The 26670-nt window shown below is 36.3% G+C and carries 26 protein-coding genes and 1 riboswitch; of the genes, 9 read left to right on the top strand and 17 right to left on the bottom strand.

The features are described 5' to 3' along the window. Nucleotides 1–90: 90 nt before the first annotated feature. Together M2372_RS07350 and M2372_RS07355 are read right to left on the bottom strand one after the other, a co-directional pair. Nucleotides 91–279: a hypothetical protein gene (locus M2372_RS07350; protein WP_115971084.1), complete on the bottom strand. Its 189-nt coding sequence runs from the start codon at nucleotides 277–279 to the stop codon at nucleotides 91–93. Between the two features lie 123 nt (nucleotides 280–402). Continuing rightward, complete coding sequence (locus M2372_RS07355) at nucleotides 403–756, bottom strand: arsenate reductase family protein (protein ID WP_115971083.1); 354 nt, start codon at nucleotides 754–756, stop codon at nucleotides 403–405. A 118-nt stretch (nucleotides 757–874) separates the two neighbouring features. Here M2372_RS07355 and M2372_RS07360 point away from each other — a divergent pair, with 118 nt between their 5' ends. From M2372_RS07360 to M2372_RS07380, 5 genes are all read left to right on the top strand, one after another. Continuing rightward, nucleotides 875–1342: an acyl-CoA thioesterase gene (locus M2372_RS07360; RefSeq protein ID WP_115971082.1), complete on the top strand. Its 468-nt coding sequence runs from the start codon at nucleotides 875–877 to the stop codon at nucleotides 1340–1342. Nucleotides 1343–1510: 168 nt separating this feature from the next. Next, nucleotides 1511–2347: a GLPGLI family protein gene (locus M2372_RS07365; protein WP_123319735.1), complete on the top strand. Its 837-nt coding sequence runs from the start codon at nucleotides 1511–1513 to the stop codon at nucleotides 2345–2347. Nucleotides 2348–2590: 243 nt separating this feature from the next. Further along, nucleotides 2591–2658, top strand: a riboswitch (Fluoride riboswitch). Between the two features lie 31 nt (nucleotides 2659–2689). Further along, nucleotides 2690–3997: a voltage-gated chloride channel family protein gene (locus tag M2372_RS07370; RefSeq protein WP_185018856.1), complete on the top strand. Its 1308-nt coding sequence runs from the start codon at nucleotides 2690–2692 to the stop codon at nucleotides 3995–3997. Between the two features lie 325 nt (nucleotides 3998–4322). Next, entirely contained in the window at nucleotides 4323–5198 is an 876-nt protein-coding gene (locus M2372_RS07375) for a LysR substrate-binding domain-containing protein (protein ID WP_115971080.1), read from the top strand. A gap of 333 nt (nucleotides 5199–5531) precedes the next feature. Further along, entirely contained in the window at nucleotides 5532–6467 is a 936-nt protein-coding gene (locus M2372_RS07380; protein WP_123319736.1) for a YeiH family protein, read from the top strand. 73 nt (nucleotides 6468–6540) lie between these two features. Here the strand turns inward: M2372_RS07380 and M2372_RS07385 are convergent, their stop codons facing one another. The 9 genes from M2372_RS07385 to M2372_RS07425 form a co-directional block, all read right to left on the bottom strand. Further along, nucleotides 6541–6723 carry a hypothetical protein gene (locus M2372_RS07385; protein WP_123319737.1) on the bottom strand — a complete coding sequence of 61 codons (183 nt, stop codon included), beginning with the start codon at nucleotides 6721–6723 and terminating at the stop codon, nucleotides 6541–6543. 348 nt (nucleotides 6724–7071) lie between these two features. Further along, nucleotides 7072–7257, bottom strand: coding sequence for a hypothetical protein (locus M2372_RS07390; RefSeq protein WP_123319738.1), 186 nt, complete (start codon nucleotides 7255–7257; stop codon nucleotides 7072–7074). Between the two features lie 138 nt (nucleotides 7258–7395). Then, the gene (locus M2372_RS07395) at nucleotides 7396–8637 is read right to left on the bottom strand and encodes an MFS transporter (protein ID WP_123319739.1); all 1242 of its coding nucleotides are present in this window, start codon (nucleotides 8635–8637) and stop codon (nucleotides 7396–7398) included. Between the two features lie 73 nt (nucleotides 8638–8710). Further along, nucleotides 8711–10276 (bottom strand): ribonuclease Y, encoded by a 1566-nt coding sequence (gene rny, locus M2372_RS07400; RefSeq protein ID WP_185018824.1) that lies wholly within the window; start codon nucleotides 10274–10276, stop codon nucleotides 8711–8713. Between the two features lie 230 nt (nucleotides 10277–10506). Then, on the bottom strand, nucleotides 10507–10794 hold the full coding sequence (locus M2372_RS07405; RefSeq protein ID WP_089733225.1) for a cell division protein ZapA: 288 nt from the start codon (nucleotides 10792–10794) through the stop codon (nucleotides 10507–10509). Further along, entirely contained in the window at nucleotides 10794–11096 is a 303-nt protein-coding gene (locus M2372_RS07410; protein ID WP_115971074.1) for a hypothetical protein, read from the bottom strand. The genes M2372_RS07405 and M2372_RS07410 overlap by 1 nt, the downstream gene beginning before the upstream one ends. Nucleotides 11097–11235: 139 nt before the next feature. Continuing rightward, complete coding sequence (locus M2372_RS07415; protein ID WP_123319740.1) at nucleotides 11236–12021, bottom strand: porin family protein; 786 nt, start codon at nucleotides 12019–12021, stop codon at nucleotides 11236–11238. A gap of 3 nt (nucleotides 12022–12024) precedes the next feature. Beyond that, nucleotides 12025–12756, bottom strand: a complete 732-nt coding sequence (gene ubiE, locus M2372_RS07420) for a bifunctional demethylmenaquinone methyltransferase/2-methoxy-6-polyprenyl-1,4-benzoquinol methylase UbiE (RefSeq protein WP_123319741.1) — start codon at nucleotides 12754–12756, stop codon at nucleotides 12025–12027. A 3-nt stretch (nucleotides 12757–12759) separates the two neighbouring features. Next, the gene (locus M2372_RS07425) at nucleotides 12760–13329 is read right to left on the bottom strand and encodes a hypothetical protein (protein WP_115971071.1); all 570 of its coding nucleotides are present in this window, start codon (nucleotides 13327–13329) and stop codon (nucleotides 12760–12762) included. Nucleotides 13330–13429: 100 nt separating this feature from the next. On the opposite strand from M2372_RS07425, the gene M2372_RS07430 reads away from it, so the two are divergent. Together M2372_RS07430 and M2372_RS07435 are read left to right on the top strand one after the other, a co-directional pair. Next, nucleotides 13430–14497: a 3-oxoacyl-ACP synthase III family protein gene (locus tag M2372_RS07430; RefSeq protein ID WP_123319742.1), complete on the top strand. Its 1068-nt coding sequence runs from the start codon at nucleotides 13430–13432 to the stop codon at nucleotides 14495–14497. A 70-nt stretch (nucleotides 14498–14567) separates the two neighbouring features. After that, nucleotides 14568–15773: a metallophosphoesterase gene (locus M2372_RS07435; protein ID WP_123319743.1), complete on the top strand. Its 1206-nt coding sequence runs from the start codon at nucleotides 14568–14570 to the stop codon at nucleotides 15771–15773. Nucleotides 15774–15827: 54 nt separating this feature from the next. Here the strand turns inward: M2372_RS07435 and M2372_RS07440 are convergent, their stop codons facing one another. The 4 genes from M2372_RS07440 to M2372_RS07455 form a co-directional block, all read right to left on the bottom strand. Next, nucleotides 15828–16460, bottom strand: coding sequence for a hypothetical protein (locus M2372_RS07440; protein ID WP_148060771.1), 633 nt, complete (start codon nucleotides 16458–16460; stop codon nucleotides 15828–15830). A gap of 8 nt (nucleotides 16461–16468) precedes the next feature. Next, nucleotides 16469–17221: a polysaccharide deacetylase family protein gene (locus tag M2372_RS07445; RefSeq protein ID WP_123319745.1), complete on the bottom strand. Its 753-nt coding sequence runs from the start codon at nucleotides 17219–17221 to the stop codon at nucleotides 16469–16471. A gap of 84 nt (nucleotides 17222–17305) precedes the next feature. Beyond that, nucleotides 17306–18271 (bottom strand): NAD-dependent epimerase/dehydratase family protein, encoded by a 966-nt coding sequence (locus M2372_RS07450; protein WP_115971133.1) that lies wholly within the window; start codon nucleotides 18269–18271, stop codon nucleotides 17306–17308. Nucleotides 18272–18473: 202 nt separating this feature from the next. Then, nucleotides 18474–21338 carry a TonB-dependent siderophore receptor gene (locus M2372_RS07455; RefSeq protein ID WP_123319746.1) on the bottom strand — a complete coding sequence of 955 codons (2865 nt, stop codon included), beginning with the start codon at nucleotides 21336–21338 and terminating at the stop codon, nucleotides 18474–18476. 317 nt (nucleotides 21339–21655) lie between these two features. On the opposite strand from M2372_RS07455, the gene ggt reads away from it, so the two are divergent. Both ggt and M2372_RS07465 read left to right on the top strand, forming a co-directional pair. Further along, nucleotides 21656–23344: a gamma-glutamyltransferase gene (gene ggt, locus M2372_RS07460; protein ID WP_123319747.1), complete on the top strand. Its 1689-nt coding sequence runs from the start codon at nucleotides 21656–21658 to the stop codon at nucleotides 23342–23344. Nucleotides 23345–23530: 186 nt separating this feature from the next. Continuing rightward, nucleotides 23531–24811 carry a dicarboxylate/amino acid:cation symporter gene (locus tag M2372_RS07465; protein WP_115971064.1) on the top strand — a complete coding sequence of 427 codons (1281 nt, stop codon included), beginning with the start codon at nucleotides 23531–23533 and terminating at the stop codon, nucleotides 24809–24811. 119 nt (nucleotides 24812–24930) lie between these two features. On the opposite strand, the gene M2372_RS07470 is transcribed toward M2372_RS07465, so the two are convergent. Both M2372_RS07470 and M2372_RS07475 read right to left on the bottom strand, forming a co-directional pair. Then, nucleotides 24931–25782, bottom strand: a complete 852-nt coding sequence (locus M2372_RS07470) for a diacylglycerol kinase family protein (protein ID WP_115971063.1) — start codon at nucleotides 25780–25782, stop codon at nucleotides 24931–24933. A gap of 44 nt (nucleotides 25783–25826) precedes the next feature. Next, nucleotides 25827–26654, bottom strand: coding sequence for a DUF3298 and DUF4163 domain-containing protein (locus tag M2372_RS07475; protein WP_123319748.1), 828 nt, complete (start codon nucleotides 26652–26654; stop codon nucleotides 25827–25829). Nucleotides 26655–26670 lie beyond the last annotated feature (16 nt).

Below are 26670 nucleotides of genomic sequence, written 5' to 3' on the forward strand. Positions count from 1 at the left end.
ACTGATAAGAGACTGTCTTCGGATAGTCTCTTTTCTTTTAACATCTATTCCAAAAAAAAAGAGACTGTAAAATTTACAATCTCTGTATTCTTATCTGCAGTAGCAGCAAAGTGATCTGTCCGGAGTGCACATATCTCCTCTTCCCGGATGTCCTGAAACTACACCTCCTGCTTCACCACAAAGTGTAAAACAATTGGGTACGATAACTTTTCCACCACCTTTAATTTCTTTTAATGTTAGCCTGTTAAGTTTCTGGGCTTTAAAAATGTTTTGATTCATAATAATAGTTTTTGATTATTTAAATATAAGAATAAAAACATTAAAATACTATTTACCAATATTTTAAATAAAAAAACAAGCTCCGCAAGCGAAGCCAGAATCTGTAGGTATTGAGAAATTCTATTATTCCATTCTAAAGAATGTTCTTAAAGCCTCTATATTATTTTTATCGTTTCCAACGAAAATTTCCTTATCCGTCATAAAAACAGGACGCTTTAAAAATGTATAGTGATCCAAGATCAATTCTTTAAAATCTTTTTCTCCCAAAGTCTTTACATCTAACTCTCTCAACTTGATCTGAGTAGATTTTTTGCTGAATAAAGCCTCATATGACTTTGTCAGTTTATGCATTTCCTCTAATTCTTCTTTGGTAATCGGTTCCTTCTTAATCTCGCGAAGTTCCCAGTCTTTAAGATTAAATTGTGCTAAAATTTTTCTGCAGGTATCGCAGGTGTTCAGGTGAAATACTTTCTTCATTGTTATTTTTGTCTGTTATTTGTTAAAATTCTGCTTCATTATTATTTAGTCTTTCAAAAGTAGGATTTAATCCAAAACTTTGGAAATTATTAAATAACTTTATTCAAAATTTATAAGAATGCAGAACAAACCTATTACTTTTCAGTTTATTTCGGAGCCATCAGATGTGAATTATGGTGGAAATGTGCATGGAGGAAGCGTTATGAAATGGATTGATCAGGCAGGCTATGCGTGTGCCACCACCTGGAGTGGAAATTATTCTGTGACAGTCTATGTTGGAGGGATCCGCTTCTATGAACCTATTAAAATCGGCGAAGTGGTAAAAGTGGATGCTCAGGTCATCTATACGGGATCTTCCAGTATGCATATTTCCATCAATGTTTTTTCCCGGAACCTGAAACAGCCTACTTTTGATAAAAAAACCCACTGCATCATCGTTTTTGTAGCTGTAGACGAAAATGGCAAAAAGCTTCCTGTCCCTAAATGGATTCCTGAAACGGAAGAAGACAAACAAAAAGAACAGTACGCTAAGCGTCTGATGGAACTGAGAACACAGATAGAAGATGAAATGAAGCCTTTTTTATAGAAGTTTTTAGGATAAAAGTTATGAAAGGTACAGTTTGCGAAAATGATTCGTACTTGATAAAATAAACTCCAGAGGTAATATATAAGCCAAAAATACACTTTATACATCATATTATTGTACAATATATTAGGATTATCTAATTTAGTATCAATCTATTATAGCTATAATATGAAAAACAGCCTAACAATTATCTGCATCCTATTAACCATTCTTTTTCAGGCTCAGATGCACAGATTTATTTATGAACTTCAATATAAAATGGATTCTACTGAGTCAGGCTATGAAAAGCTGAATATGATTCTGGATATTACCCCGAAAGAAGTTAAATTCTACGGGAGAGGTCTTGCTACTACGGATTCACTGAATAAAAAATTCGGAATGAATTCAAGTTATACTGATATGACCGGCCAAGTAGTGAAAAGAAAAATCAATTCTTTTGACAACGAAAACTTCATCAATATAAAAAACGGATACTATTCATTTAAAACTACAGATAAAATCAATTGGACAATCACTGATGAAACCAAAAAGGTAGAAAATTACACCCTGCAAAAAGCGACAACAAAATTTGGAGGAAGAAACTGGACGGCATGGTTCTGTAAAGATATTCCATTTAATGAAGGGCCATTTAAGCTACGCGGATTACCAGGTTTGATCTTTGAAGTATCAGATGCAGGGAAAAACTTCATCTATCATCTTGTAAAAAGCAGGGAGCTTCCGGAACTCTACTCTACTGAAGACTTTCTGGAGTCCAATTTTGGAAATAAAGCAATTCCGATCAATGAAAAGCAAAAACATAAGCTGATCATGGAATTTTATAATGATCCTTTTGCTTTTGAACGGAATAATTTCAACAAAGCCAATAACAATCTGAAAATTAATATCAACGGAAAAGAGATTCACAATGTGGATGAACTGAATACCCAGACCAAGAGTATGCAGGAAGTCATCAGGAAATACAACAATCCGATTGAGATCGATAAAGCTATGCATTATCCAAAGTAATAAATATGAGTATCAGCTATACTGGCACGAATAATTAAGATATTCTTTATTGGTTTTAATACTGCGATAAACATGTTACATCTTACTCTGATTTTTGCCGGAGTTTTTGTTTTTAAAGACATGTTATCTTTTTAAGTTTGGGCTAAAGCCTGCTCCTATTGATACTGATATCCGTATGGATAATTGTTGTTTAGCAATAAGTACTTTTTACTTTTTACTTTTTACTTTAATCCATATATTTGCAATACCAAAGGAAATGGTGTTCTTCCTTCCCCAACCGCTTTACAAAAGCTGATGACGCCTGATTGAGAGATTATTAATGAATAACTAATCAGGATTATGATGTCAAAAAATCAACGAACACTTGGTAAAAAAGCAATTTTTCACACTCAGTTTTTCTTCAGAAAATTTCCGGCGCTGCCTTATATTTTTAAATGGTTACTTATCAGTATTATCATTGGAGCAATGGCAGGAAGTGCGTCTGCAGGATTTCTACAATCATTGGAATGGGCTACGAATTTCAGGGAAAGTCATATATGGCTGATTGCCTTACTTCCGGTTGCCGGTTTTCTGATCGGACTTTTATATTATTATTTCGGGAAGGATGTGGAAGCAGGAAATAATCTTCTGATTGACAGCATCCATGATCCAAAGGAGATAATCCCTTTCAAAATGGCCCCTTTTGTTTACCTTGGAACCATTGTTACTCATCTTTTCGGAGGGTCAGCCGGCCGTGAAGGAACAGCACTTCAGATGGCTGGAGCTATGGCAGATCAGCTGAGCAAGCCTTTTAAACTTGATAAAAGTGAGAGGAAAATATTAATTATCTCTGCCATTGCTGCTGGATTCGGTTCTGTTTTCGGAACACCTTTGGCAGGTGCTGTCTTCGGACTTGAAGTTTTTTTGATGGGAAGAATACGGTATAATGCCATATTCCCTGCCTTTGCTTCAGCTATTCTTGCAGATTGGGTCACCAACCTCTGGAGTGTAAAACACACTCACTATCACATCGATTTCATTCCCAAACTGGAGTTTTTACCAATCCTGTACAGTATTTTAGCAGGAATTGCTTTTGGAATTTGTGCAGCTGCTTTCAGTAAAATTATTCATTGGGCAGGTTCTGTCTTTAAATCAAAAATTAAATATCCGCCACTTCGTCCTCTTATCGGAGGAGCTGTTATCGCTTTAGCCGTTCTGCTCATGGGCACTACACGATATATTGGTCTGGGGGTTCCCGTAATTGTAGAGTCATTTGAGAAACAACTCCCAATTTATGATTTTGCTCTAAAAATGATTTTTACCATTATTACCCTCTCCGCAGGATTCAAAGGGGGTGAAGTAACTCCATTATTTTTTATTGGAGCTACGCTGGGCAGTGCATTATCTCTGTTTATTCCGTTGCCTTTCGGTTTATTGGCGGGAATGGGATTTGTTGCCGTTTTTGCCGGGGCTACCAATACACCATTGGCCTGTATGCTGATGGGAATTGAATTATTCGGTGCAGAGTGTGGAGTGTATGTTGCCATCGCCTGTGTTGTTTCTTATCTTCTTTCAGGGCATAACAGCATTTATACTAAACAAAAGATCGGAGAAGCAAAAAACAGGAGATATGAGAGCCAGCAGGACAGATCTATTTCCGATTTCTTATAAGCGATTTGATTTTCCACCTTTGATAAAATTGGATATTACTCAAATATTTTGAGTAATAATTTAGCTTCCTGCAGATTTCACAGATACTTGTGTTTTAATATAATCTGCAAAAAAAGAATCATTATCTTGTTGAAAATTTTTAATTTTCCTGTGTCCGAAAATATAAATAATCTTGAGGATAAATTGCTACGGCTTTCCACTTATCCAGTAACTTGAACCATTTTTCCGCTTTTAAACCCTCATCACTATAATACATTCAACCTAAAACCTTTTCATCCCCGAACACTCCTGTCCAAAATATAACTATAATCCGTACTTTTGCGCTATGTTCGATTACAGGTTAAAAGTTTTCCATACCGTAGCTTCCAGATTGAGTTTTACTAAAGCTTCTGAGGAGCTTCACATTTCACAGCCCGCAGTTACCAAGCACATCAAAGAAATTGAAGTTCAGCTGAGCACTAAATTATTTGACAGAAAAGGGACCTCCATACAGCTGACACAAAGTGGTAAAATCCTATATGAATATGCTGAAAAAATCAGAAATATCTACCGTGATCTGGAGTTTGAAATCAGCCAGATCAACCAGCAACACAAAGGAAAACTTATTATCGGAGCAAGTACAACGGTTGCTCAGTATATTTTACCTGAGATCCTTGCCAAGTTTAATGCTTATTATAAAGACATTAAAATAGAACTTCTTACAGGCAATACAGAAGCTATTTCTACTCTTTTAAAGGAAGAAAAAATTGATCTGGGTATCATTGAGGGTGAATCACAATCTTCTTATTTTGATTATAAGACTTTTAAACCTGATGAAATTGTTCTCGCAGCCAAATCTGACCACCTTTTGGCTCATAAAACTTTACAGGTAAAAGACCTGTACCAACTCAACCTTATTTTCCGTGAACAGGGTTCCGGAACGCTTGAATTTATACAGAACCGGCTAAAGGAGAAAGAAATTAACCTCAGTGAATTGAATACCGTCATCCAATTGGGAAGCAGTGAGAGTATCAAAAATTACCTTCTTCATTCAGATTGTATGGCTTTCCTTTCTATCAGCACCATTCTGAATGAACTGAAAAACAATATCCTTACTGTCATTGACATTAAAAACTTCAGCATTGAAAGAGATTTTCATTTTATTCTTCCAAAAGGAGAACAATCTGAATTGATAGAGCTTTTTTTGAGGTTTGCAGAGTAATTTTCTTACCCTATTCAGGACAGCAAGTTCTGTTATCTTTAGTATTTTGAATAAAACCGCATTGATTTTTTAGGTTTTGGCTAAAGCCAATGGAATTTCTTTATTTTATTTATTTTGACGGACGGGCTAAAGCCTGCCCCTATTGATGTTGATATCCGTGTGGATATATAGGTGAATTGTTGTTTAACGACAAGATCTTTTATCTTTTATCTTTTATCTTTTATCTTTTATCTTTTATCTTTTATAACTTATAGTTATCCAATATAACAAAATACGATTTACTTTATAATAACATATTGCCGAATTTTGAACCAGATTTTAAAAGTTCGCACTATGAAAGATTTCATTCAAAATGAAAGAACACGAAAAGTAATTTTTATTGGATTGGCAATGTTATGCCTTACTCCATTCATTTCTTCTCCCATTGCCCTGGCATTAGGTTTTGGCCTGGCTATTTTTATGGGAAATCCATTTGAAAAACATTTACATCAATATATTCATCTGTTGTTACAGATCTCTATTGTCGGATTAGGTTTCGGATTAAAACTGGACGAGGCCCTTCATGCCGGAAAAACTGGATTAATGTTAACGGTTGTAAGCATCATCACTGTAATGGTTCTTGGATATTTTTTAGGAAAAGTATTTAAACTTGAAAGACCTCTCTCCTACCTTCTGTCTGCAGGAACTGCAATTTGTGGAGGAAGTGCCATCGCTGCAATTTCACCCATCATTAAGCCCGGTACAAAGCAGATATCATTGGCACTTGCTATTATTTTTACGTTAAATTCCATTGCTTTATTTGTGTATCCTGCCATGGGACATCTCCTTAATCTCTCTCAGGAACAGTTTGGATTATGGTGTGCAGTCGGAATCCATGATACAAGTTCTGTGGTAGGTGCTGCCAGTAAATATGGTAATGAAGCTTTAAAAATTGCAACTACAGTTAAATTAGCCCGCGCTTTATGGATCATTCCTGTTTCTCTGATTACCATGTTTATTTTTAAAAGTAAAGATTCAAAAATAAAAATTCCGTGGTTCATCGGATATTTCATCCTGGCTATTCTGCTGAATACTTATTTTCCTGTTATGGATCAATTCAGTGGTGCAATTACTTCTTTTGCCAAATCAGGGTTAAATCTTACTTTGTTTTTTATCGGTTCTACCCTTTCCATCCAGACTTTAAAGACAATAGGTTTTAAGCCTTTACTTACAGCTGTACTGCTTTGGGTGACCATCAGTATCGGAAGCCTACTCTACATTATTCACTAAAAGCAGCAGCACCCTTCTGAAATCAGGAGGGTGCTGCCTATTAAATGTGGAAATGTTTATTGATAACAGTTTCTTAAACTTCTCCGCAAGTATAAACCTGCAGACAGCCCATATATATAGAGCAATAATCAGGACCTGTTACAGCACCTGAGCAACTGCAGCCGCAAAGAGATAAATCCGGCTTACCGCTTACTCCTCCTGTAATGCTTTTAAGATCTTGTTTTTTTAGCTTTTTAGCGTTTTTAGTAATATTCATGTGATTTAGTTTTTGATTAAACAATATAGTTTTAGTTCACTCCCAAAGTTAAACAAATATTAATTACATGCAACTTTTTTTAATATATTTTTAAATAAAATACTGATTACAAACAAATTAATACATTAAAAAACATAAAACACTTCCTTCATTTATTAAACAAGTTAAATATAGTTGTAAAATAAAGCTTCCGGGATACGCTTAAATAGCAGTAAAAATGAATGAGAGTAAACCTGATATAAAAACATAATGATCTAAGAAATGTAGGCTTCCTTAGTTATTCTTAAGTTTTAATTAAAAAAACCTTTTGACTTCTCAAAAGGTTTTTAATATATAATAATGTTTCATTTAACAGGTTATTACCTGCAGACATCTTTTATATTTTATACAATATGATGGGCCCGTCACTGCACCTGTACAGCTACAGCCACATTTCGAAAGATCGGGAGTGATTTCACCGCCAATACCTCCTGCAATATCTTTAAGAGTATCTCTTTCCAGCTTTTTAGCATTTTTTAAAATGTTTTGTGACATGATGATTTGGTTTTAATTAAACATATATTCTGTTAGTTCATTTTTAAAATTAAATAAATAAAAATTATTCATCACATAAAAAAATGTTAATTAACTCAATTTCATATATTTAAAACAGATAAAATATCATCTATTTTATTATTCTGTGAACTCAAGATCTCTGTCGTGAGTTTCGGAAATCGTGAGTGAAGAATAAAATGCCAAACCAAATACCACTACTCCTACGATGGCTGCACTTTCCAATACTGAGAAACTTTCTTTAAAGAAATCAAAAGCCAGGATCATTACCGGCACTAATCCTCTGACCATATTTGGAACCGTGGTGGTTGCTGTATTTCTGATATTGGTTCCAAACTGCTCTGCTGCCAGCGTCACAAACATTGCCCAATAGCCTGTACCAAAGCCCAGCCATACACAGAACAGATAATATTTCGTCTCGGTATTGGTATTTCCGAACAGCATAATTCCCACCCCGACTAACGTGAAAAGAAGCATGTAGAATATGGCCATTTTACGCGACTTCAAAGCATGGGAAATAAAACCGCTCATCAGATCACCGACAGAAATACCTACATACGCCCACATAATTGCTTTTCCCGGGCTAAGATCCTTAATTCCGAATTCTGGGGCAAATTGGTTAGCTAAAACAGCCAGAATCCCTATACAATACCAGGTTGGCAATCCTATGGCAATACATTTTAAGTATCTTACCAACCTTTCTTTATTGGTGAAAAAGGACAGAAAATTACCTTTAGAAACACTTTTATGTTCAATATTTTTATAGATTCCGGATTCCGAAACACTTATTCTCAACAGCAACAGCAGTATGCCCATGATTCCGCCAATGATGTAGGAAATATTCCATCCGCCGGCTAATTCTACTGTTAATTGTGCGACTACGGCTCCCATTAATCCAAAACCGGCTACTACAGAGGTACCAATTGCCCTTAAATTCTTCGGCAGGCTTTCAGAAACCAGTGTAATTCCCGCTCCAAGCTCTCCGGCCAAGCCAATCCCTGCTATAAACCTTAAACCCGCATATTGATACACTAAGTGCTCTTTTGGAAAATAAGGTAAAAAGCCACAGGCAATATTAGCCAAAGAATAGACCAGAATTGATCCAAAAAGTACAGAAAGCCTTCCTTTCTTATCTCCGAAAATTCCCCAGAATACACCTCCAATAAGCAGCCCCACCATCTGGCAGTTCAGGATAAAGGTTCCATCAGCGTCCGGATTAAGCCCTAAAGCTTTTAAACTGGGAATTCTTACAATTCCAAACAGGAGAAGGTCATAGATATCTACGAAATAGCCAAGTGCCGAAATAATAACGGGAATAGAGAAAATGTACTTCAGTTTTGAAGACAGAGATAATTCTTGCATTGTTAAGTTTTGATAAAAATAAAAAACCTTTCAATTTCTTGAAAGGTTTTTATAAAATATCTTGATCCGATTGTTATCTTGCAATATTCACGGCTCTTGTTTCTCTGATTACGGTTACTTTTACCTGTCCAGGGTAAGTAAGTTCGTTCTGAATCTTTTCTGAGATATCGTAAGACAGCTGAGAAGCTACTTCGTCGTTTACTTTTCCGCTCTCTACCATTACTCTAAGCTCTCTACCTGCCTGGATTGCATAAGCGCTTGATACTCCATCAAAGCTTAATGCTGCAGATTCAAGATCCTTCAGTCTCTGGATATAAGACTCCAATACCTGTCTTCTTGCTCCCGGTCTTGCTCCTGAGATTGCATCGGCAACCTGAATGATCGGAGATAATAGAGACTTCATTTCAATTTCGTCGTGGTGAGCTCCAATAGCATTTACCACTTCTGGGTTTTCACCGTATTTCTCAGCCCACTGCATTCCTAATAATGCGTGTGGTAATTCTGATTCCTGCTCAGGAACTTTACCGATATCGTGTAAAAGACCTGCTCTCTTGGCTAATTTAACGTTCAATCCTAATTCAGCAGCCATTGTTGCAGCAATGTTCGCAACTTCTCTTGAGTGCTGTAATAAGTTTTGCCCGTAAGAAGAACGGTATTTCATTCTACCTACGATCTTGATCAATTCAGGGTGTAATCCGTGGATTCCTAAATCAATGATTGTTCTCTTACCAACTTCAATGATTTCCTCTTCGATTTGTTTTCTTGTTTTTTCCACCACTTCTTCGATTCTTGCCGGGTGAATTCTACCGTCAGTAACCAATCTGTGAAGGGATAGTCTTGCGATCTCTCTTCTTACCGGATCGAAACATGAAAGAAGGATTGCCTCAGGCGTATCATCCACGATGATTTCAACTCCTGTTACCGCTTCTAAAGCACGGATGTTTCTACCTTCTCTACCGATGATTCTACCTTTCACTTCATCAGATTCAATGTTGAATACTGATACTGAGTTTTCAATAGCCTGCTCTGTTCCGATTCTCTGAATGGTCTGAATAACGATTTTTCTAGCTTCATTCTTAGCATTCATCTGAGCTTCCTCCATGATACCCTGAACATGTGCCTGTGCTCTTGTTTTCGCTTCAGCTTTCATTGTTTCTACCAATTCAGCTTTAGCTTCATCAGCGGTATAGTTAGAGATCTTTTCAAGGATTTCCACTTTCTTGGTAGTTGCTATATCTAACTCCTGCTGTTTTCTGTCTAAAATCTCGTTCTTCTTGGCGTAATCTGCAATCTGTCTGTCAAGATCTTTTTCAAGTTTTCCAGTCTTGCTAAGTTCGTCGTTCAGCTTGTGCTCTTTGTCCTTCGTTCTTTTTTCAGTTTCCTGCATTTTCTTTTCGCGGGACTGAATGTCTGCATCATGCTGTGACTTCAGCTCAAGGAATTTTTCCTTAGCCTGCAGATTCTTTTCTTTCTTTATGGATTCAGCTTGTACGTTAGCTTTTTCTATAAGGTTTTCGGCGTTTTTCTTGGCATCATCTATAATAAATTTTGCCTTAGTATTCAGAGAGCTTTTTGAGAAGAGTATTCCCACCACTGCACCAATTACTAAACAAACAACACCGACTATAACTTCTATCATAATGTATATTGAGTTTTAATTGTATTCATATCCTTTAAATAAAAAAAGCCCACAATAATCCAGGGATTGAGAGTAAACTCCTAATCAACACGATTTGAACTGATTTCCACTGTCTGTAATCCGGAAGACCGGCACGCCATTCAGAGGACATTTGTTCGGTAATTGTTTAGCGTTGAGTTTACCTTTAATGTGTTAGAATTATTGTAGGCAGCTTGTTCAGGAAAAAAAATCTATTTCCCGATTTCATTCAACGATTGATTGATCTGTTCTAATCTCTCGTTGGTTGAATTAATATTTTTTTCGTAGTTAAGAGAAACTACTTCTGCATTGGTTCCCAGTTTCAGGGCACACATTGCCAAAGCATCCTGTTTATCTCTTACATCGAAGTTCTGTTCAAAATCTTTAATCATATTCTCGATCTGCTTCCCTACTTTACGCAAAGTTTCTTCCTCTGCTGCCGGTACGTTCAGCGGATATACTCTTCCTGCAATATTGACGGTTATTCTCCTTACCTCCATTATAATCCACTGTTTTGAAGCTGAGCAATACAGAAATCAATTTCTTTCACCAATCTGTTGATATGATTTTTCATTAACCTATTGTGTTCAGGATTCCCTGATATTGCTGAATAAAGTTTTATATTTTTTTGTTCTTCTGCTAATACCTGATTTCTTCTTCTTTCCTCATCATATCTTATCTTCAGCTCGTCATGCTCACTACTTAATTCCGATAACTTTTCAGTAAGATTTCTGTAATTCTTTTGCAGAGCCAAAATTTTTCTCTCTAATTCTGAAAAATTGTTTTCTAAATCTTGAAGCATTTCAGGTTTGTATATTCTAACTAGAAGCAAAAATAAAAAAATATTAACACTAACAAAAATAAAAAGTCCTATATTTTGGTATCTCAACAAAAAAGGAGATGCAAAAGCATCTCCTGAGTATTTTTAAAATGATAATTTCTTATTCAAATTTCAGTACAAACATCACAGCTCTTGTCTGTAATGTAGAAACGGCAGAAGCCCAGTAAGGAGGTGTAGTAGCGTTATCAGCTACTTTTTCATTGTTCATAAAGAAGGTTCCTCTGATGGCAGGTGTCAGCTTAAATTTGTTGAAATAAAACTGAATTCCCATTTCTGCAGACCATGCAAAATTATGTGTTGTCGTTCTGAAGATCTGCTGCATATTGTCATCTGTGGAACTGGAGTTCGACTGTAAATTCACTATATAGTTTACCCCTGCAGCAACATAAGGTCTTGAATTATACCATCTTCGCCCATGAAGTTCCAAAAGTACCGGAATATCAACCAATGTAGATTTAATATCTCTTATTTTATCTTTTTCCTGTAAAGGGATCGGTGTAAAAATAGGATTGGTGGTAGATCCACCTGAAAATCTATCATTGACTTGTGTATTAAAAGTCAACTGTCTTTGTGCAAACTGTAACCCCGGCTCTATCCTTACGTCAAGATAATCATTCAGCCTCCATTTTGCGATAAGCCCGGCACCGAAGCTGTAGCTTTCTTTAGTGCTGGTCACAAGATTCTGATTACCATCCATCCCATAAGTGGAATTTAATACGATGCGGTAGTCCAGTTTGTTCCCGTTCAAATAAAACCCCCAACTGAATTTCTGCTCGTCGAAATCTTCCAACTTATCCATTCTGTTTCGGGTTCTAAATTGCGCGTTTGCAAAAACGGCAACATTTACTGAGGTTAAAACCAGTGCTTTTAATAGAAATTTATTCATAGGTTACTTTGTTGCTTTATAAATTGTGGCTATACCTAAACTTAATTTTTTATATTCAACTTTCTTAAATCCCGTATCTAAAAGAATTTGCTTCATCTTCTCCCCGAAAGGAAAAGCATTTACAGAATCCGGAAGGTATGTATACGCCCTATTATCTTTGGAAACCAGCCTACCTATTGCAGGTAATATATTTTTGAAATAAAACATATAAAATGGTCCCATCAAACCCTCAACCTTTGAAAACTCCAGTATATAAACACTCTTGTTATCTTTAACTACTCTTCTTAACTCTGCCAAACCTTTGGGAAGGTTCTCAAAATTCCTTACTCCAAATGCAACGGAAACAGCATCAAATCTATTGTCCTCGAAAGGTAAATTTTCTGCATCTCCTTTTTGCATGGAAATTTTGCCGTCTAATTTAAGTTTTTTTATTTTAATAACGCCAACATTGAGCATTTGTTGTGATAAATCTAAACCAACTACTTTTGAACCGGTTCCTTTTTCAATGGTAATTGCCAGATCTCCCGTTCCTGTAGCCACATCCAGCACTTCCTGCGGGTTATCATTTTTCATCCATTTTACCAGTTTATTTCTCCATAAAATGTCAATTTTCATGGATAAAACACGGTTCAGAAGGTCATATTTCGGCGCAATATTGTCGAACATATCCTCTACCTGGCTCTTCTTAGTAGCCTCCGAATTGTAGGGAGTAACTTTAGTGATATCTTTTGTCAAAACTTAAAACTTGTAATATTCTTTATAATAATTTAGGTAATCCTGCTTTCTGAAAACCTTTGATCTTGATTCCACTTGCTGGACATTCTTGATCACTTTGTCATAATCTTCATCTACATTGTAGTAAAAATCTTCTGTGTAAAGCTTATTGAAACGCTTTGCTCCTCCGTAGTAATCCTTTCCGTCAATAACGGTTTTGTCAAGAGCCGTTAATAACGAATCTTTTTTAAGGTTATACCCGTAGTACTGGTCATTCACGTAGTAATCCTGATGAGCAATGTTGAGCAGACCACGAAGTTTGTTTACTTCAAATGCTGAATCATAAAGCATTTTTTTATTCTGATCGAAAACCTGAATAGAGTTTTTTCCCTTATTCAAATCCACATGCACATACTGCCCCGCTGATATAACTCCTTCAGAACCATTATTGATTTTAAAGTAATACGTGTTCGGGGTAGGATTATCTACCACATAATAATTCTTCTTGGCTAAAAAAAGGAAGTAGATCCCAAAGGCAACGATAAACGCCACACCTGCAATAAGTAAGCCTTTTAAGGATGGGTTGTTTTTCATAGATTGTAAAGTACAATTTTTGCAAATTTAATAATATTTTTAATTCTCTGTTATTAATATTAATTATTAACTTTGCATCTTTAAAAAATCATATAAACGAATGCCGAATACGATCATTATTGGCTCTGGATCTTACATCCCGAACAGAGTTATTGGTAGAGATTACTTCATGAATTCCGAGTTCTACACTGAAGACGGAGTAAAGATTGAAAAGCCTGTAGAAGAAACCATTGCGAAGTTTGTAGAAATTACAGAAATCGAAAACAGGAGATTCATTGAGGATGATCTTTCCAACTCACAGATCGGTTATAAAGCCGCAAAAATTGCCCTTGAGGATGCAAAAGTAGACGGCGAAGAACTGGATTACATTATTTACGCTAGTAATTTCGGGGAAGTTACTGAGAACGGCTACGCAGACTTCATGCCAACAATGGCGGCAAGAGTGAAGAATAAACTGGGGATTAAAAACAGAAAATGTGTAACCTATGACATGATTTTCGGTTGCCCGGGATGGGTAGAGGGTATGATTTTAGCGGACAATCTGATTAAAGCTAAAGCAGCCAAAACCATTCTTATTATTGGGGCTGAAACATTAAGCCGTGTAACTGATCCTTATGACAGAAACCGAATGATTTTTGCTGACGGAGCAGGTGCAGTAGTTGTAAAAGCAACAGATGAAGAAAATGTAGGGATTATTGCTCACAATACAATTTGCGATAATGGTCCTGAATTAAACTATCTTGAAAACCAACCTTCAATCAACAAAGAAGTAGATCAAAAACGTTTGTATGTAAGAATGTTAGGTAGAAAAATTTATGAATACGCTCTTAAAAATGTACCTGTAGCGATCAAAGACACTATTACAGATGCAGGTCTTTCTATTGAAGATATCGACAAAATCCTTATCCACCAGGCTAATGCTAAAATGGACTATGCAATGATCGAAAGACTTCACAGACTTTATGATGTGAAAGAATATGATCACGCAATCTCTCCTATGACGATTCAAAACCTTGGAAACACATCTGTTGCAACCATTCCTACTATGTATGATTTAATAATTAAAGGAAAAATGGAAGGTCATTCGTTTAAAGAGAATGGTAACATTATCATGACTTCGGTAGGCGCCGGAATGAACATCAATGCTATCGTTTACAGATTTCCTTAAAAATAATTTTAATTAAAATATATAAAAAGCACAAAGGAAGTCTTCTTTTGTGCTTTTTTTGAATCAGAATATGCAAAAAAATTTTTTAATCATCGCCGGAATCTTCCTGTTCCTGGAAGTGTATATTTATCAGGCTATCAGAACTCTTACTGATAACTCATGGATAAGAATCGGATATTGGGTACTATCTTTAGCTGTATATGGGATTTTTGCTTATGAGGTCACTCATTATCAAAGATCAGACAGAAGTACTGCAAGAGCTCAAATTATGATTTCATTATTTTTGATTTTTATTCTTCCCAAAATTTTTGTGGTTTTATTTTTATTGATTGATGACATTATCAGATTCGGAGGCTATCTGATAGGATTCGCAAAACCTTCTGAAAATTTCTTTCCGGAAAGACGTAAATTTTTAAGTCTTGTAGGATTGGGAATGAGCGGTGTACTTTCAGCCTTGTTCATAGACGGAATTACATTTGGGAAATACCGTCACAAAGTAAGAAGAGTGAAAGTAAAATTCCCTAATCTCCCAAAAAGTTTCAAGGGATATAAAATCATTCAGATCTCCGATGTGCACAGTGGAAGTTTTCCTGACCCAAGCAAATTGCAACATGCTGTTGATCTTATTAATGAACAAAAGCCTGACCTCGTTTTATTTACCGGAGATATGGTAAATAATGTAGCCGATGAATTCAAACCCTTCATTCCTTTATTTTCACAAATTAAAGCTAAAGACGGCAAGTTTGCTGTATTAGGAAACCACGATTATGCTGATTACGTAACGTGGCCTTCTCCTGATGCTAAAAAGAAAAACCTTAACACCCTGATCGATTATGAAAAACAGGCCGGCTTTGATATGTTAAGAAACGAACATAGAGTAATTGAGAAAAACGGAGAAAAAATCTACATCCTTGGGGTTGAAAACTGGGGACTGAAACCTTTCCCTCAGTTTGGAAAAATTGATGATGCCTTAAAAGGGGTTCCTGAATCCGCAACAAAGATCTTGATGAGCCATGACCCTACCCATTTTGATTATGTGGTAAAAAAACACCCTAAAGACATTCATCTGACCCTTTCAGGGCACACTCACGGGATGCAGTTTGGACTGGATCTTAAAAATGTAAAATGGTCACCTGTTCAGTATCGCTATCCGAAATGGGCAGACCTTTATGAAAGTGAAGGAAAGTTACTGTATGTAAACCGAGGATTCGGAGTATTGGGATACCCGGGAAGAGTTGGCGTTTTACCGGAAATTACTCTTTTCGAATTGAGCTAAAGGAAGATAAGATACGGAACATTCTCATTTCCAACAAAAATAACAGCATTTGGTTTAAAGGTACTTTTGAGCAAACAGTTCAATAAGCGGCTTTGAATCAAGTGCTTTTTCATCTAAAACAGTTAAAGCTTCGCGGACTTTCGGATATTCATCTACAAATTCAAGTCCTTTTACCTCTTTCAGTCCGAATTCTTCCATTATTGCCCTGAACCATCCTTCATCAACTCCCCAGTATTTAACATATTTGCTTTCATCCACAAATACCTCAATAAGAGTTTTTTCATCATGATAAATCAATCCATAATTGATAAAAGCATCTTCGGCTAATTCATACTGATATTGGGTAATAAAATCCAGCGTTCCTTCTTTGTCCTGATAATTCCCATAGTTTAAGTCAAAATCTACATGTCCAAACAGAAAAGCAACTTCATCAGGAAGGGTTTCTGACAATGCTAACATCAAGGCCCAAAGCTTCGGATTATCTATATTAATCTCTGCATAAAACCTGAACCCCAAAGCATTATTTTCAGGATTATTATCTTTAAGAGCCAAAGTATACCCTTCAACGATATTTGCGTTCTTGCTCTCCTCCCACCTTTTAAAGACAGGCAGGTTGTTTCCCGGAAGTTCATTCTCATTAAGAAAACGGATGGTTTTGGGTAATTGCAACACAGGTTTTATCATCATTCGAAATGTTAAAATATATAATCTTTCATACGGGAAGTAGCCATTTCTCTTTCATTAATAAAGGAAAGAAAAGCTTCCAGTTTGTCCTCCATTTTTTTGCCCGAAAATAAACTTCTGTAAAACGGAATATCAAAACGATGTTTATTGAAATCTGTAAACTGCCAGATATTAAGATAAATCAGAACAAATTCTTCATTCTGCAATGTCTCCATAACCATATTCTGATAATACTTCATCGGTAGAATCTGGAATACAAAATCATTGTAAGGCAGCTGACTGTATGGTGAGATACTTTCCGGCACAATACTCAATCCGTCCTCTTCTGTAATTTCAGTATCTCTTTTCAGACGTTTGAATGGAAAAAGGATATTTGCATTGTCGATATTGGAGACATAATTGAACTCCAAAAGCTTCAGACTTTCCTGTGAAATTTTTACATCTTTCTGACGAATTCCCCTGATCTGTTTTTCCAGAAGATCCTGAATGTTCTTCTTGGCATTTTCAATTTCCTCAAGACTTGAGCTTTTATTATAAAAAGCAATTTCATGCCCTTGGGATGAAATTGCTTTTATAAGATTCTGCAGTTTTTCAGCGAGAGAAACCTCCACAAAAAAGCTGGCTTTCGTATCATGAATATCTAAAATTCTAAGAATTGCCTTCGTATTCTCTGCTGTGATTTTCAACCTTACTTCATCAGTAATATGGGCACCGTTTTTTGCAGCAGCCTCAATATTTGCGATGTTAAAAGTTAATAATATCATTTAAATTAAATTTTAGATAAAATACATAACATATTATTAATCAGAAGTTAAAATAATAATCAATTAAAGTATTACTTTATATTATTAATTCTTAGCTAATTTTACTTTCAGATTTTTGATCATATCTTTCGTCATTTCAGAAATTCCGAAATCGTAAGTCAGTCCCCAGTCTTTTTTCGCTACAGAATCATCAATGGAAGCTGGCCATGAATCTGCAATTGCCTGTCTGAAATCCGGATTATACTCAATGCTGAAATCAGGGATTTCTTTCTTGATTTCTTCAGCCAATTCTTTCGGAGTAAATGACATTCCTCCCAGGTTATAAGATGAACGAACCGTTACACTTTCTTTCGGAGCATCCATTAATTTTAAGGTAGCATTGATTGCATCATCCATATACAACATTGGCATTCCCGTATCCTCGGAAATGAAGCTTGTATATTTTCCGTCTTCAATTGCTTTGTAGAAAATTTCAACAGCATAATCAGTAGTTCCACCACCTGCCGGAGTTTTCCAAGAGATCAATCCAGGGTATCGGATACTTCTTACGTCTACTCCATGTTTATCGAAATAATATTCACACCATTTCTCCCCTGCCATCTTTGAGATTCCGTACACGGTTGTTGGATTCAGTACTACATCCTGTCCTACATCATGCTTTGGAATTCCTTTTCCAAACACCGCGATAGAACTCGGCCAGAAGATCTTTTTAAGAAGTCCTTCTTTAGCCATTTCACAAAAATGAAGAAGGGGCTCTAGATTTAGTTTCCAGGCGAAAATAGGCTGCTTTTCCGATGTTCCGGATAAAAGCGATGCTAAGTGATACACTGTAGTAATGTCATAATCTTTAACGATCTGTCTTACTAATTGAGTATTGGTAACATCCATTCTCTCATAGTGAGCCGCAGAGGTAATCCCCTCCTGCCATCTGTCCAGACCTGAAGCGACAACATTTTCCGCTCCGTGAATTTCAACAAGTCTATTGGTAAGCTCGGTGCCGATTTGTCCCAAAGCACCCGTAATCAGTATTCTTTCCGTATAGGATTCCATTTTCAGATTTTTTTTTAGAATTGTACAAAAGTAAAAAAAACATGTCAACCATAATAATAAAGGTGTATTTAAAAATACACCTTTGGTTTTGTATAGGAAATTATTATAAAGATTGAGTTTAAATGAGAGTATCTGAAATCAAATGACAATACTCACAATCAATTATAAACTACTATCACTCAATACCATTACTTTACTCACCTTAAAAACTCAGATTCAATCTTACAAAAAGAAATCTTCCATTCATTCCAAACTGAGAAACATTTCTAGAATATATAAACTGATCCTGATTTGAGAGATCTATACTATTCACAGGCCCTCCTGGTGAGGTCTTTATAGTCCTTGGTCCATAATTTTTATCAGGATAAATATCCAACAAGTTATTCGCCCCGATAGTTACCCGAAGTTCTTTTGTAAATTTATACCCAACAGAAAGGTCCGTAATTATTTTAGCCGCCCATACCGGGTGCTCAGTAGGCACTACTTGCCCATTAATAATACTACTGTCTACCACTCCATCTCCATTTACATCCGTTGTATTAGGGTCAGTAACCTTACCAAAATACACATTCCTTAGAAGAATACTAAAATTATTAAATTCCAAAGAATTGTTAAGCGAGGCTTTAAACCTTGGTACTGCCTCCTCAAGATAAACACGGCTGGTCTCAGAATAATAACGGTTGACCTGCCCGGCATTAATCAAAATATCTGAACCATGGATATCTCCCACTCTATTAGTTTTAGATACCGTTACTGCTAAATCAGTGTTCAGAGATACTTTTTCAGAAGCTTTAAACCTGTGAGAAATCACCCCCTCGACACCTTTCGTTTGGGTATCAATAGCATTGGCAAAGAATGTTGCTGCATTAGCATTCGCCCGGTCAAAACCTTGCTGAAGATTATTTTCAGGACTCCCAGCTGGAAAAGTTCCTGCAGGCCTAGAAAATTGATCCGTTAACACCACTCTATTTTTTATTTTAATATAATATCCATCTACTGTAAATGTCAGATTAGCCTGTGGAATTTTCGCTGTAAAACCTACTGAAAAACTCTTCGACTCTTCTTGTTTCAGTTGTGGAATTCCTAAAATCTGCGCCACATTAGAATCATTAGAAAAGGTTCCTACCTCAAAAGCTGTCCCTCCAACAAATTGAGTTGCTGTTGCATTAAAGTAAATCTGCTGCAAAGAAGGCGCCCTGAATCCGGTAGAATGAGCAGCCCTGATATTGATATTATGGGTAAGTTTATATCTGGTAGCTACTTTATAATTAAATGTAGAACCAAAATCAGAGTAGTTCTCATATCTTAATGCCGCGCTCAGCAACCAACGATCCGTAACATCTAATTCAGTATCAAGATAAGCCGCTACAGAGCTTCTCCCTTTTTTCAATGCATTCTCTGGTCTGAAACCGGGAAATACCTGAGCCCCTCCTGGTCTTGTTGCCCCCATAAAATCCGTTGGTTTTAACGAAGCAAGAGTTCCCGGAGTCTGTATATTTCCATTAATATCATAAAGAGCCCACGAAGCCTCTTCTCCACTTTCAATTTTATACCGTTCCAATCTTACCTCCCCACCAAAAGCTACGTTAAATCCTTTCAGCCAGTCAAACTTAGTATCAAAATCTGCATTAATGGTATTCTGTAAAAAGCCCAAACCTCCCGCTCTGAATTCGCTTTTTTTTGAGCCTAACATCGAAGTATTGGCCGTATTTTTTATCGTATAATCAAAAGTATTTTGTCCGAAGGTATTACTAATATCATAGCTTATCTTTCCAACTTTCCCCTTAAAACCGGCCGCTAAAGAAAGATCAATCACATCAGAAGCAATTTCCGGAAGAAAACCGTTTGGATAAAGTGAAGTAGGTGTCCGGCTCTGATTGGGCCTTCTGTAAAATCCTGCCGCATTTCCCTGTCTGTAAGAAAGACCTCCAAAAGCGTATCCGCGAACGGAGGGAGAAATATCAAATTCAGAATTCACAAAAAACTGACCTGATCCTAACTTAGACTGTCCTACGCGCATATTAAAATCATTTCTTTCAAGTCCCCTGTAAGTCAATTCCTGATTAGTCACATCAAAATTCAAAATTGACTGTAATCCCCTCTGAGTAACATTCCCATTAGCATCCTTTACATCCTGAATAGTTGAAGCACCTTGTATTGCTGCTTGTTGAGCCGCATTAAAGTAACTTACTGCCTGGGCATATTGATGGATATAACCAACAATTTGTTGTTTATTTTGTGTTTCATTAATATTTCCAAATAAAGCATTGATATCAACACCGTTTTCAAGAGCTCGCTGCTCAATTGCATTATAAGCATTAAAAATATCTCCCGTAGCTGTTCCCGCTCTTCCTGTTGCTCCTCTGTTCAGAAAACTTGCCGTAAAATTCAAAAATCCTGTTGTGCCCAATTTTGTACCATAATTCAAATCTAACTGATATTTTCCTCCATCCCAACCACCACGGTGATCATTTGCTCCTTTTGAATTGAACCCACCAGCGGTAATTGCTGCTGTAAGATTATTTGTATTTTTCTTCATGATGACATTGATTACTCCTGCTATGGCATCAGATCCGTATTGTGCAGAAGCACCGTCTCTCAGTACCTCAAGTCTTTCAATAGCAAAAGCAGGAATTGCATTAAGGTCTGTTCCAACCGAACCTCTTCCCGGCGAACCATTGATATTGACGAGTGATGAAGTATGCCTTCTTTTTCCGTTCAGCAATACAAGCACCTGATCCGGCCCCAATCCTCTCAACTGAGCAGGATCTACATGATCTGTTCCATCTGCTACAGTTGTAGAATTGGAAGTAAAAGAGGGAGCTGCATAATTTAAGATCTGATTAAGATCCATTTGTGGGCTAAGAACAGATTGTGACCCAATATTGATAACATCAACGGGAACCGGTGTATCTGTAGCTACTCTGCTTTTATTTCTGGAACCCACAGTAATCTTTACTTCATCTACAGTTTTCACTTTTATGGTATCACCCGTCTGGGCATATACATTAGCTGAAACAAAGAATAGTACCCCTAAAGAAGTAATTTTTTGGTATTTTTTTCTCATTTTGTATTTTTAAATATATCAAATAATGCCATAAAAATATAAATATTATTAATTAAATCAGAATATCAATTAACAATAAATTAATAAAAAGCAATATTTGATAAATTAAAATTAATTTAACTTAAATTTTAATACAAATAATTTGAAATTTAAAAAAAAATACACTTTACTGCATTTATAAGTGTACAGCAAAACTCGTCATGAATATATCTTACTATTTTAAACAGAAGAAAAAAAACAAAAAAAATATTCATTAGATAATCACCACCAATGATTTACATAAAAATCGGTAATTTTGCTATAAAGAAAACAATCATATGAAGAAGATCTTAATTGCGTCGATCATATTAGCCAGCCAGCTTAGCTGGGCTCAGTTTACAGATATCAACATTGTAAAAGAAGTAAAGGTTAAGAATAAAGGTGTGGTAGTATCTGCACATCCATTAGCCAGTGAAGCTGGAGCTAAAATCCTTAAAATGGGTGGAAATGCCTACGATGCCATTACAGCTACTCAATACGCACTGGCAGTAGTCTATCCGCAGGCCGGAAACATTGGTGGTGGCGGATTTCTAGTGGGAGTAAAAAATAATGGTGAAAAATTCACTCTGGATTACAGAGAAACCGCTCCTAAAAAAGCATCCAGGGACATGTATCTGGATAAAAACGGAAAAGCCAACACTGACCTGTCTCAAAACGGACGCCTGGCGGTAGGTATTCCGGGAAGTGTCGCAGGATTCTTTGCTACAATGAAATACTGCAAACTTCCGATGGAAAAGATCATTCAGCCCGCTATTGATCTGGCAGAACAGGGATTTGCCATTACAGAACAGGAAGCTGATATGCTTAACAATAATAGAGAACATTTTAAGAAACATAATAAATCGGCTATCGTTTTTGTAAAGGATGCTCCATGGAAAGCAGGAGATCTTTTAATACAGAAAGATCTTGCTGAAACATTAAAACTGATCCAGAAACTGGGAGCCAGGGGATTCTATGAAGGTAAAACAGCAGACCTCCTTATTGCAGAAATGAAGAGAGGAAATGGAATCATTACTTTAGAAGACCTTAAAAACTATAAAGTTGCAGAAAGAAAAGCTCTGGAATTTGAATATAAAGGAAATAATGTGGTTTCAATGCCCTTACCTTCCAGCGGAGGCCTGCTTCTTGCCCAGATGTTGAGAATGGCAAGTTTTGAAAACCTTGAAAAATACCAGCAAAACTCTACGCAGGCTGTTCAAATCATGACAGAAGCGGAAAGAAGAGCTTTTGCTGACAGGGCTGAATACATGGGTGATCCGGATTTCATTCAGGATAAAACCTCTTATCTGATCTCCGATGACTATTTAAAAGGCAGATGGAAAAGCTTCAGCTTTAATAAGGCTACTCCAAGTGCAGAAGTAGGAAAAATCATAGAACAGCCTAAAGAATCCACCCAAACGACTCATATTTCGGTTCTTGATAAGGATGGAAATGCCGCTTCTGTAACAACTACCCTGAATGGATATTATGGAAGTAAAGTTTTAGTCTCTGGAGCCGGTTTCTTTTTAAATAATGAAATGGACGATTTCTCGATTAAACCGGGAGTCCCGAATATGTTTGGAGCAGTAGGCGGAGAAGCCAACGCCATTCAGCCAAATAAAAGAATGCTTTCTTCTATGACCCCTACAATTCTGCTTAAGAACGGAAAACCCTATATGGTAGTGGGAACCCCGGGAGGAACTACTATTCCTACTTCAGTATATCAGTCTATTGTAAATGTTGTTGATTTTAAACTAAACGCGAATATTTCGGTAAACGCGCCTAAGTTTCATCATCAGTGGCTTCCGGAAACCATAAAAGTAGAAAACAACTTCCCGGAAAGTACTATTGCTGAGCTGCAAAAGAAAAATTACACCATTGAAAAGATCAAACAGATTGGGAAAACTGAAATGATTGTTATGGATGAAAACGGCAATATTCATGCTGTTGCAGACGGCCGCGGAGATGATTCTGTAGCAGTGGAATAATTATTCTTTTCATGCTTCAATATAGCTTCGGCTTCATTCTAAAGATAAGATTATCGATATGGAATGAAGCCGAAGCTTTTTTTATATCAGCCAACATCTAAAGCTACAGATTAATTTTTATGACTTTTATCAGTTTTCATGATGAAATTTATTAATTTTCACCCTTAAAAATAAAACGACTGTTCATTGAAAGCAAAAAAGATATACAATCAGCTTTATTTTCAGGTTATTATAGCCATTAGTATTGGTATTCTCCTGGGACACTTTTATCCGGAATCAGGAGAAAAAATGAAGCCTTTAGGAGATGGCTTTATCAAATTGGTAAAAATGATCATCGCTCCGGTAATCTTCATTACTCTTACGCTGGGAATTGCCCATATGACTGATCTCAAAAAGGTAGGGAGAATTGCTGTAAAAGCAATGATTTATTTCTTCACTTTCTCTACCCTGGCTCTTATTATCGGGCTGGTGGTTGGAAATCTTTTACAACCTGGCCATGGTTTAAATATTGACCCAGCAACGCTTACCGGAAATGTTTCAGAATATCAGGAGAAAGCTCACGAATCTACGCTTACCGGATTTATTATGAATATTATTCCTGAAACTCTTTTCAGCCCTTTGGTAGGTGATAATATTCTTCAGGTCCTTCTTGTAGCTATTTTAATGGGGGTTGCATTGGTTTTAACAAAGGAAAAAAGCCAGAAAGTAACTGATTTTCTTCAGAATCTGTCTGCCCCGATATTCAAAATCGTTCATATTCTGATGAAACTTGCCCCAATAGGCGCTTTTGGAGCAATGGCATTTACCATAGGAAAATACGGACTTCATTCTGTGTTAAATCTTATATTTCTGGTAGCTACCTTCTATATTACCTCTTTCCTTTTTGTTATTTTGGTGTTAGGAGCAGTAGCCTGGTACAACGGGTTTAATATCTTTAAACTGCTATTTTATCTCAAAGAAGAACTACTTTTGGTTTTGGGAACGAGTTCTTCAGAGTCTGCCCTTCCGGGAATCATGGAGAAAATGGAAAAGGCAGGCTGCTCACGAACGATAGTAGGTCTTGTAGTTCCTACAGGTTATTCTTTCAATCTCGATGGAACGAATATTTATATGACTCTTGCATCTTTATTTATTGCGCAGGCTCTCAATATTCATCTTCCAATAGAAAAACAACTGATGCTTCTTTTAGTCGCCATGTTAAGTTCAAAAGGTGCGGCAGGTGTTACCGGAGCGGGGTTTGTAACATTGGCAGCAACTTTAGCCGTAGTTCCGGAAATTCCAATCGCCGGAATGACTTTGATTCTAGGGATTGATAAATTTATGAGTGAATGCCGTGCCTTAACGAATGTTATCGGTAACTCTGTAGCAACTGTTGTTGTGGCTAATTGGGAAAAACAATTAGATAAAGATCAGTTACACTATTGTTTGGATCATCCTTCTAAAATTGAAAAACAGCTGGAAGAGTAATTTTTACCTGTAAATACTAATAATCGGCGTTGCTTTACAAACAAATAATAAATGAAACAACAAACTTAACCAACATCTAAGGTAAATAATCCACCTACAATTTTAGACTTTGTTTGAACTTAAACCAGAATATTCAGGCTTGCCGGTTGTACTTTCACGTGAACCGGTGATTCTATCTTATTAAATTCACCATCAAGATGCCAGTTTTTAGTATTTACTTTAAATGAAATTTCTGAAACCGGAAGATAGGTAACATATTCATCATCCTTTAATCTCTTTGTAAACATTCTGAAAGCAAATAATGCAGAATAGGTTAGTGGAAATTTTTTAACCAAAACCATATCTACCAGTCCATCGCTTTTGCTTGCGTTGGGTGCGATATAGGCATTATTCCCAAACTGACGGGTGTTAGCGACATTCAGCATCAGGTACCTCCCGTTGTACTGCTTATATTCTTCATCAAAAAAAGTAACCTTGATAGGTCGATAGTTGAAGAAGGTCTTCAATGAGACTTTGATATAGTTTTTGAAACCGCGGCTGGTCTTTTCAAACTCTTTTACCACTTTCCCGTCAAAACCTGTTCCCGAAACATTAATGGAAAGCCTGTCATTAACGGTAAATGTATCAATCTTTCTGGATTGCTTGGCCTTTATTTTCTCTAAAAGCTCATCCAGATTCTTACTGAAACGGGTTTCATTAGAAAATCCATTTCCTGAGCCTGCCGGGAAGATTGCCAGTATTTTATCTGTAGATATCAGATTCTTGGCTACGGTGGAAATAGTTCCATCACCTCCGATAGCTACAAAAATATCAACGTTATCAAAATGTGTTTTGATAAATTCGTCTGTTCCCGGAATAGATTCGGAGACGTAATACAAAGGATTACCAACCTTATTTTTAAGTTCATTCAAAAACGGCTGATAATTCTTTTTGGCCGAAAAAGGATTGATGATAAAAGCTACTTTTTCCATTACCGCAAAAATAGAAAATGCTTCCTGAACCCGGAAGCATTAAGTTATTTAATTTTCATTCTTTCTTTAAATTCTGCATTTAAGGTGCCTTTCAACTCTTCCCATGAAATAGGAATTGTGATATCTCCTGCTGCAAATGCCGCAATTTCGTACGGACTGTAGTGAAAATACAGATTTTTGTCATCAAAATAGAAGTTGTTTGAAGCTGGAATTTTTTCTACTAACAACATTTCAGAATTTTTTACACTTCCGTCTCCATCCATTGTTCCGCTGTTGATGTTATCGATATTTTTCATCAGCATGGCTTCAAGTTTAGCTTTTGGAGTGGAAGTAATATCTTTTAATTCTAATTTTTTATTGTTTTTAAGATCAAAGATTCTTTCTGAAAACCCATAATTATCATGTGCGCCTCCTTCATATCCGCTTCCTGTATACTGAATATGTAAATACCCATTGGTATTGGATATAAGATTCATGTGAGAGCTGGAATACCAGTCCTGAGCATATGCAACATCTGAAGCCCAATCTTTATTATCATTTTTTACAGAACTGAAATAATTATTTTTTTCATTCTCCAGGTAAGCCTGAAGTCCGGCCTTGGAAAAGTCTTTTATTTTATTATTCTGGAAATAGATACTGTCTAAGAGGCTTTTATCTTTTATACCGGGAAATACCAGCAACTTGGAAGTATAAGTAAGTTTTAGTGAATCTGTAACTTTAGTGGAGTCTTTTACTATTACTGAATCTATTATAAATTCTTCTGCTTTTTTATTTTCATTTTTCTCCGTGGATGTCTCTGTCGTTTCATTTTTCTTACAGGCAGTAAAAACAAAGAATGAAGAAAGTACAAGAACGGCAATCGTATTTTTCATAATTTTAATTTTTGGT

This window comes from Chryseobacterium sp. BIGb0232 (genome assembly GCF_024810195.1).
GTDB classification, from domain to species: domain Bacteria; phylum Bacteroidota; class Bacteroidia; order Flavobacteriales; family Weeksellaceae; genus Chryseobacterium; species Chryseobacterium pennae.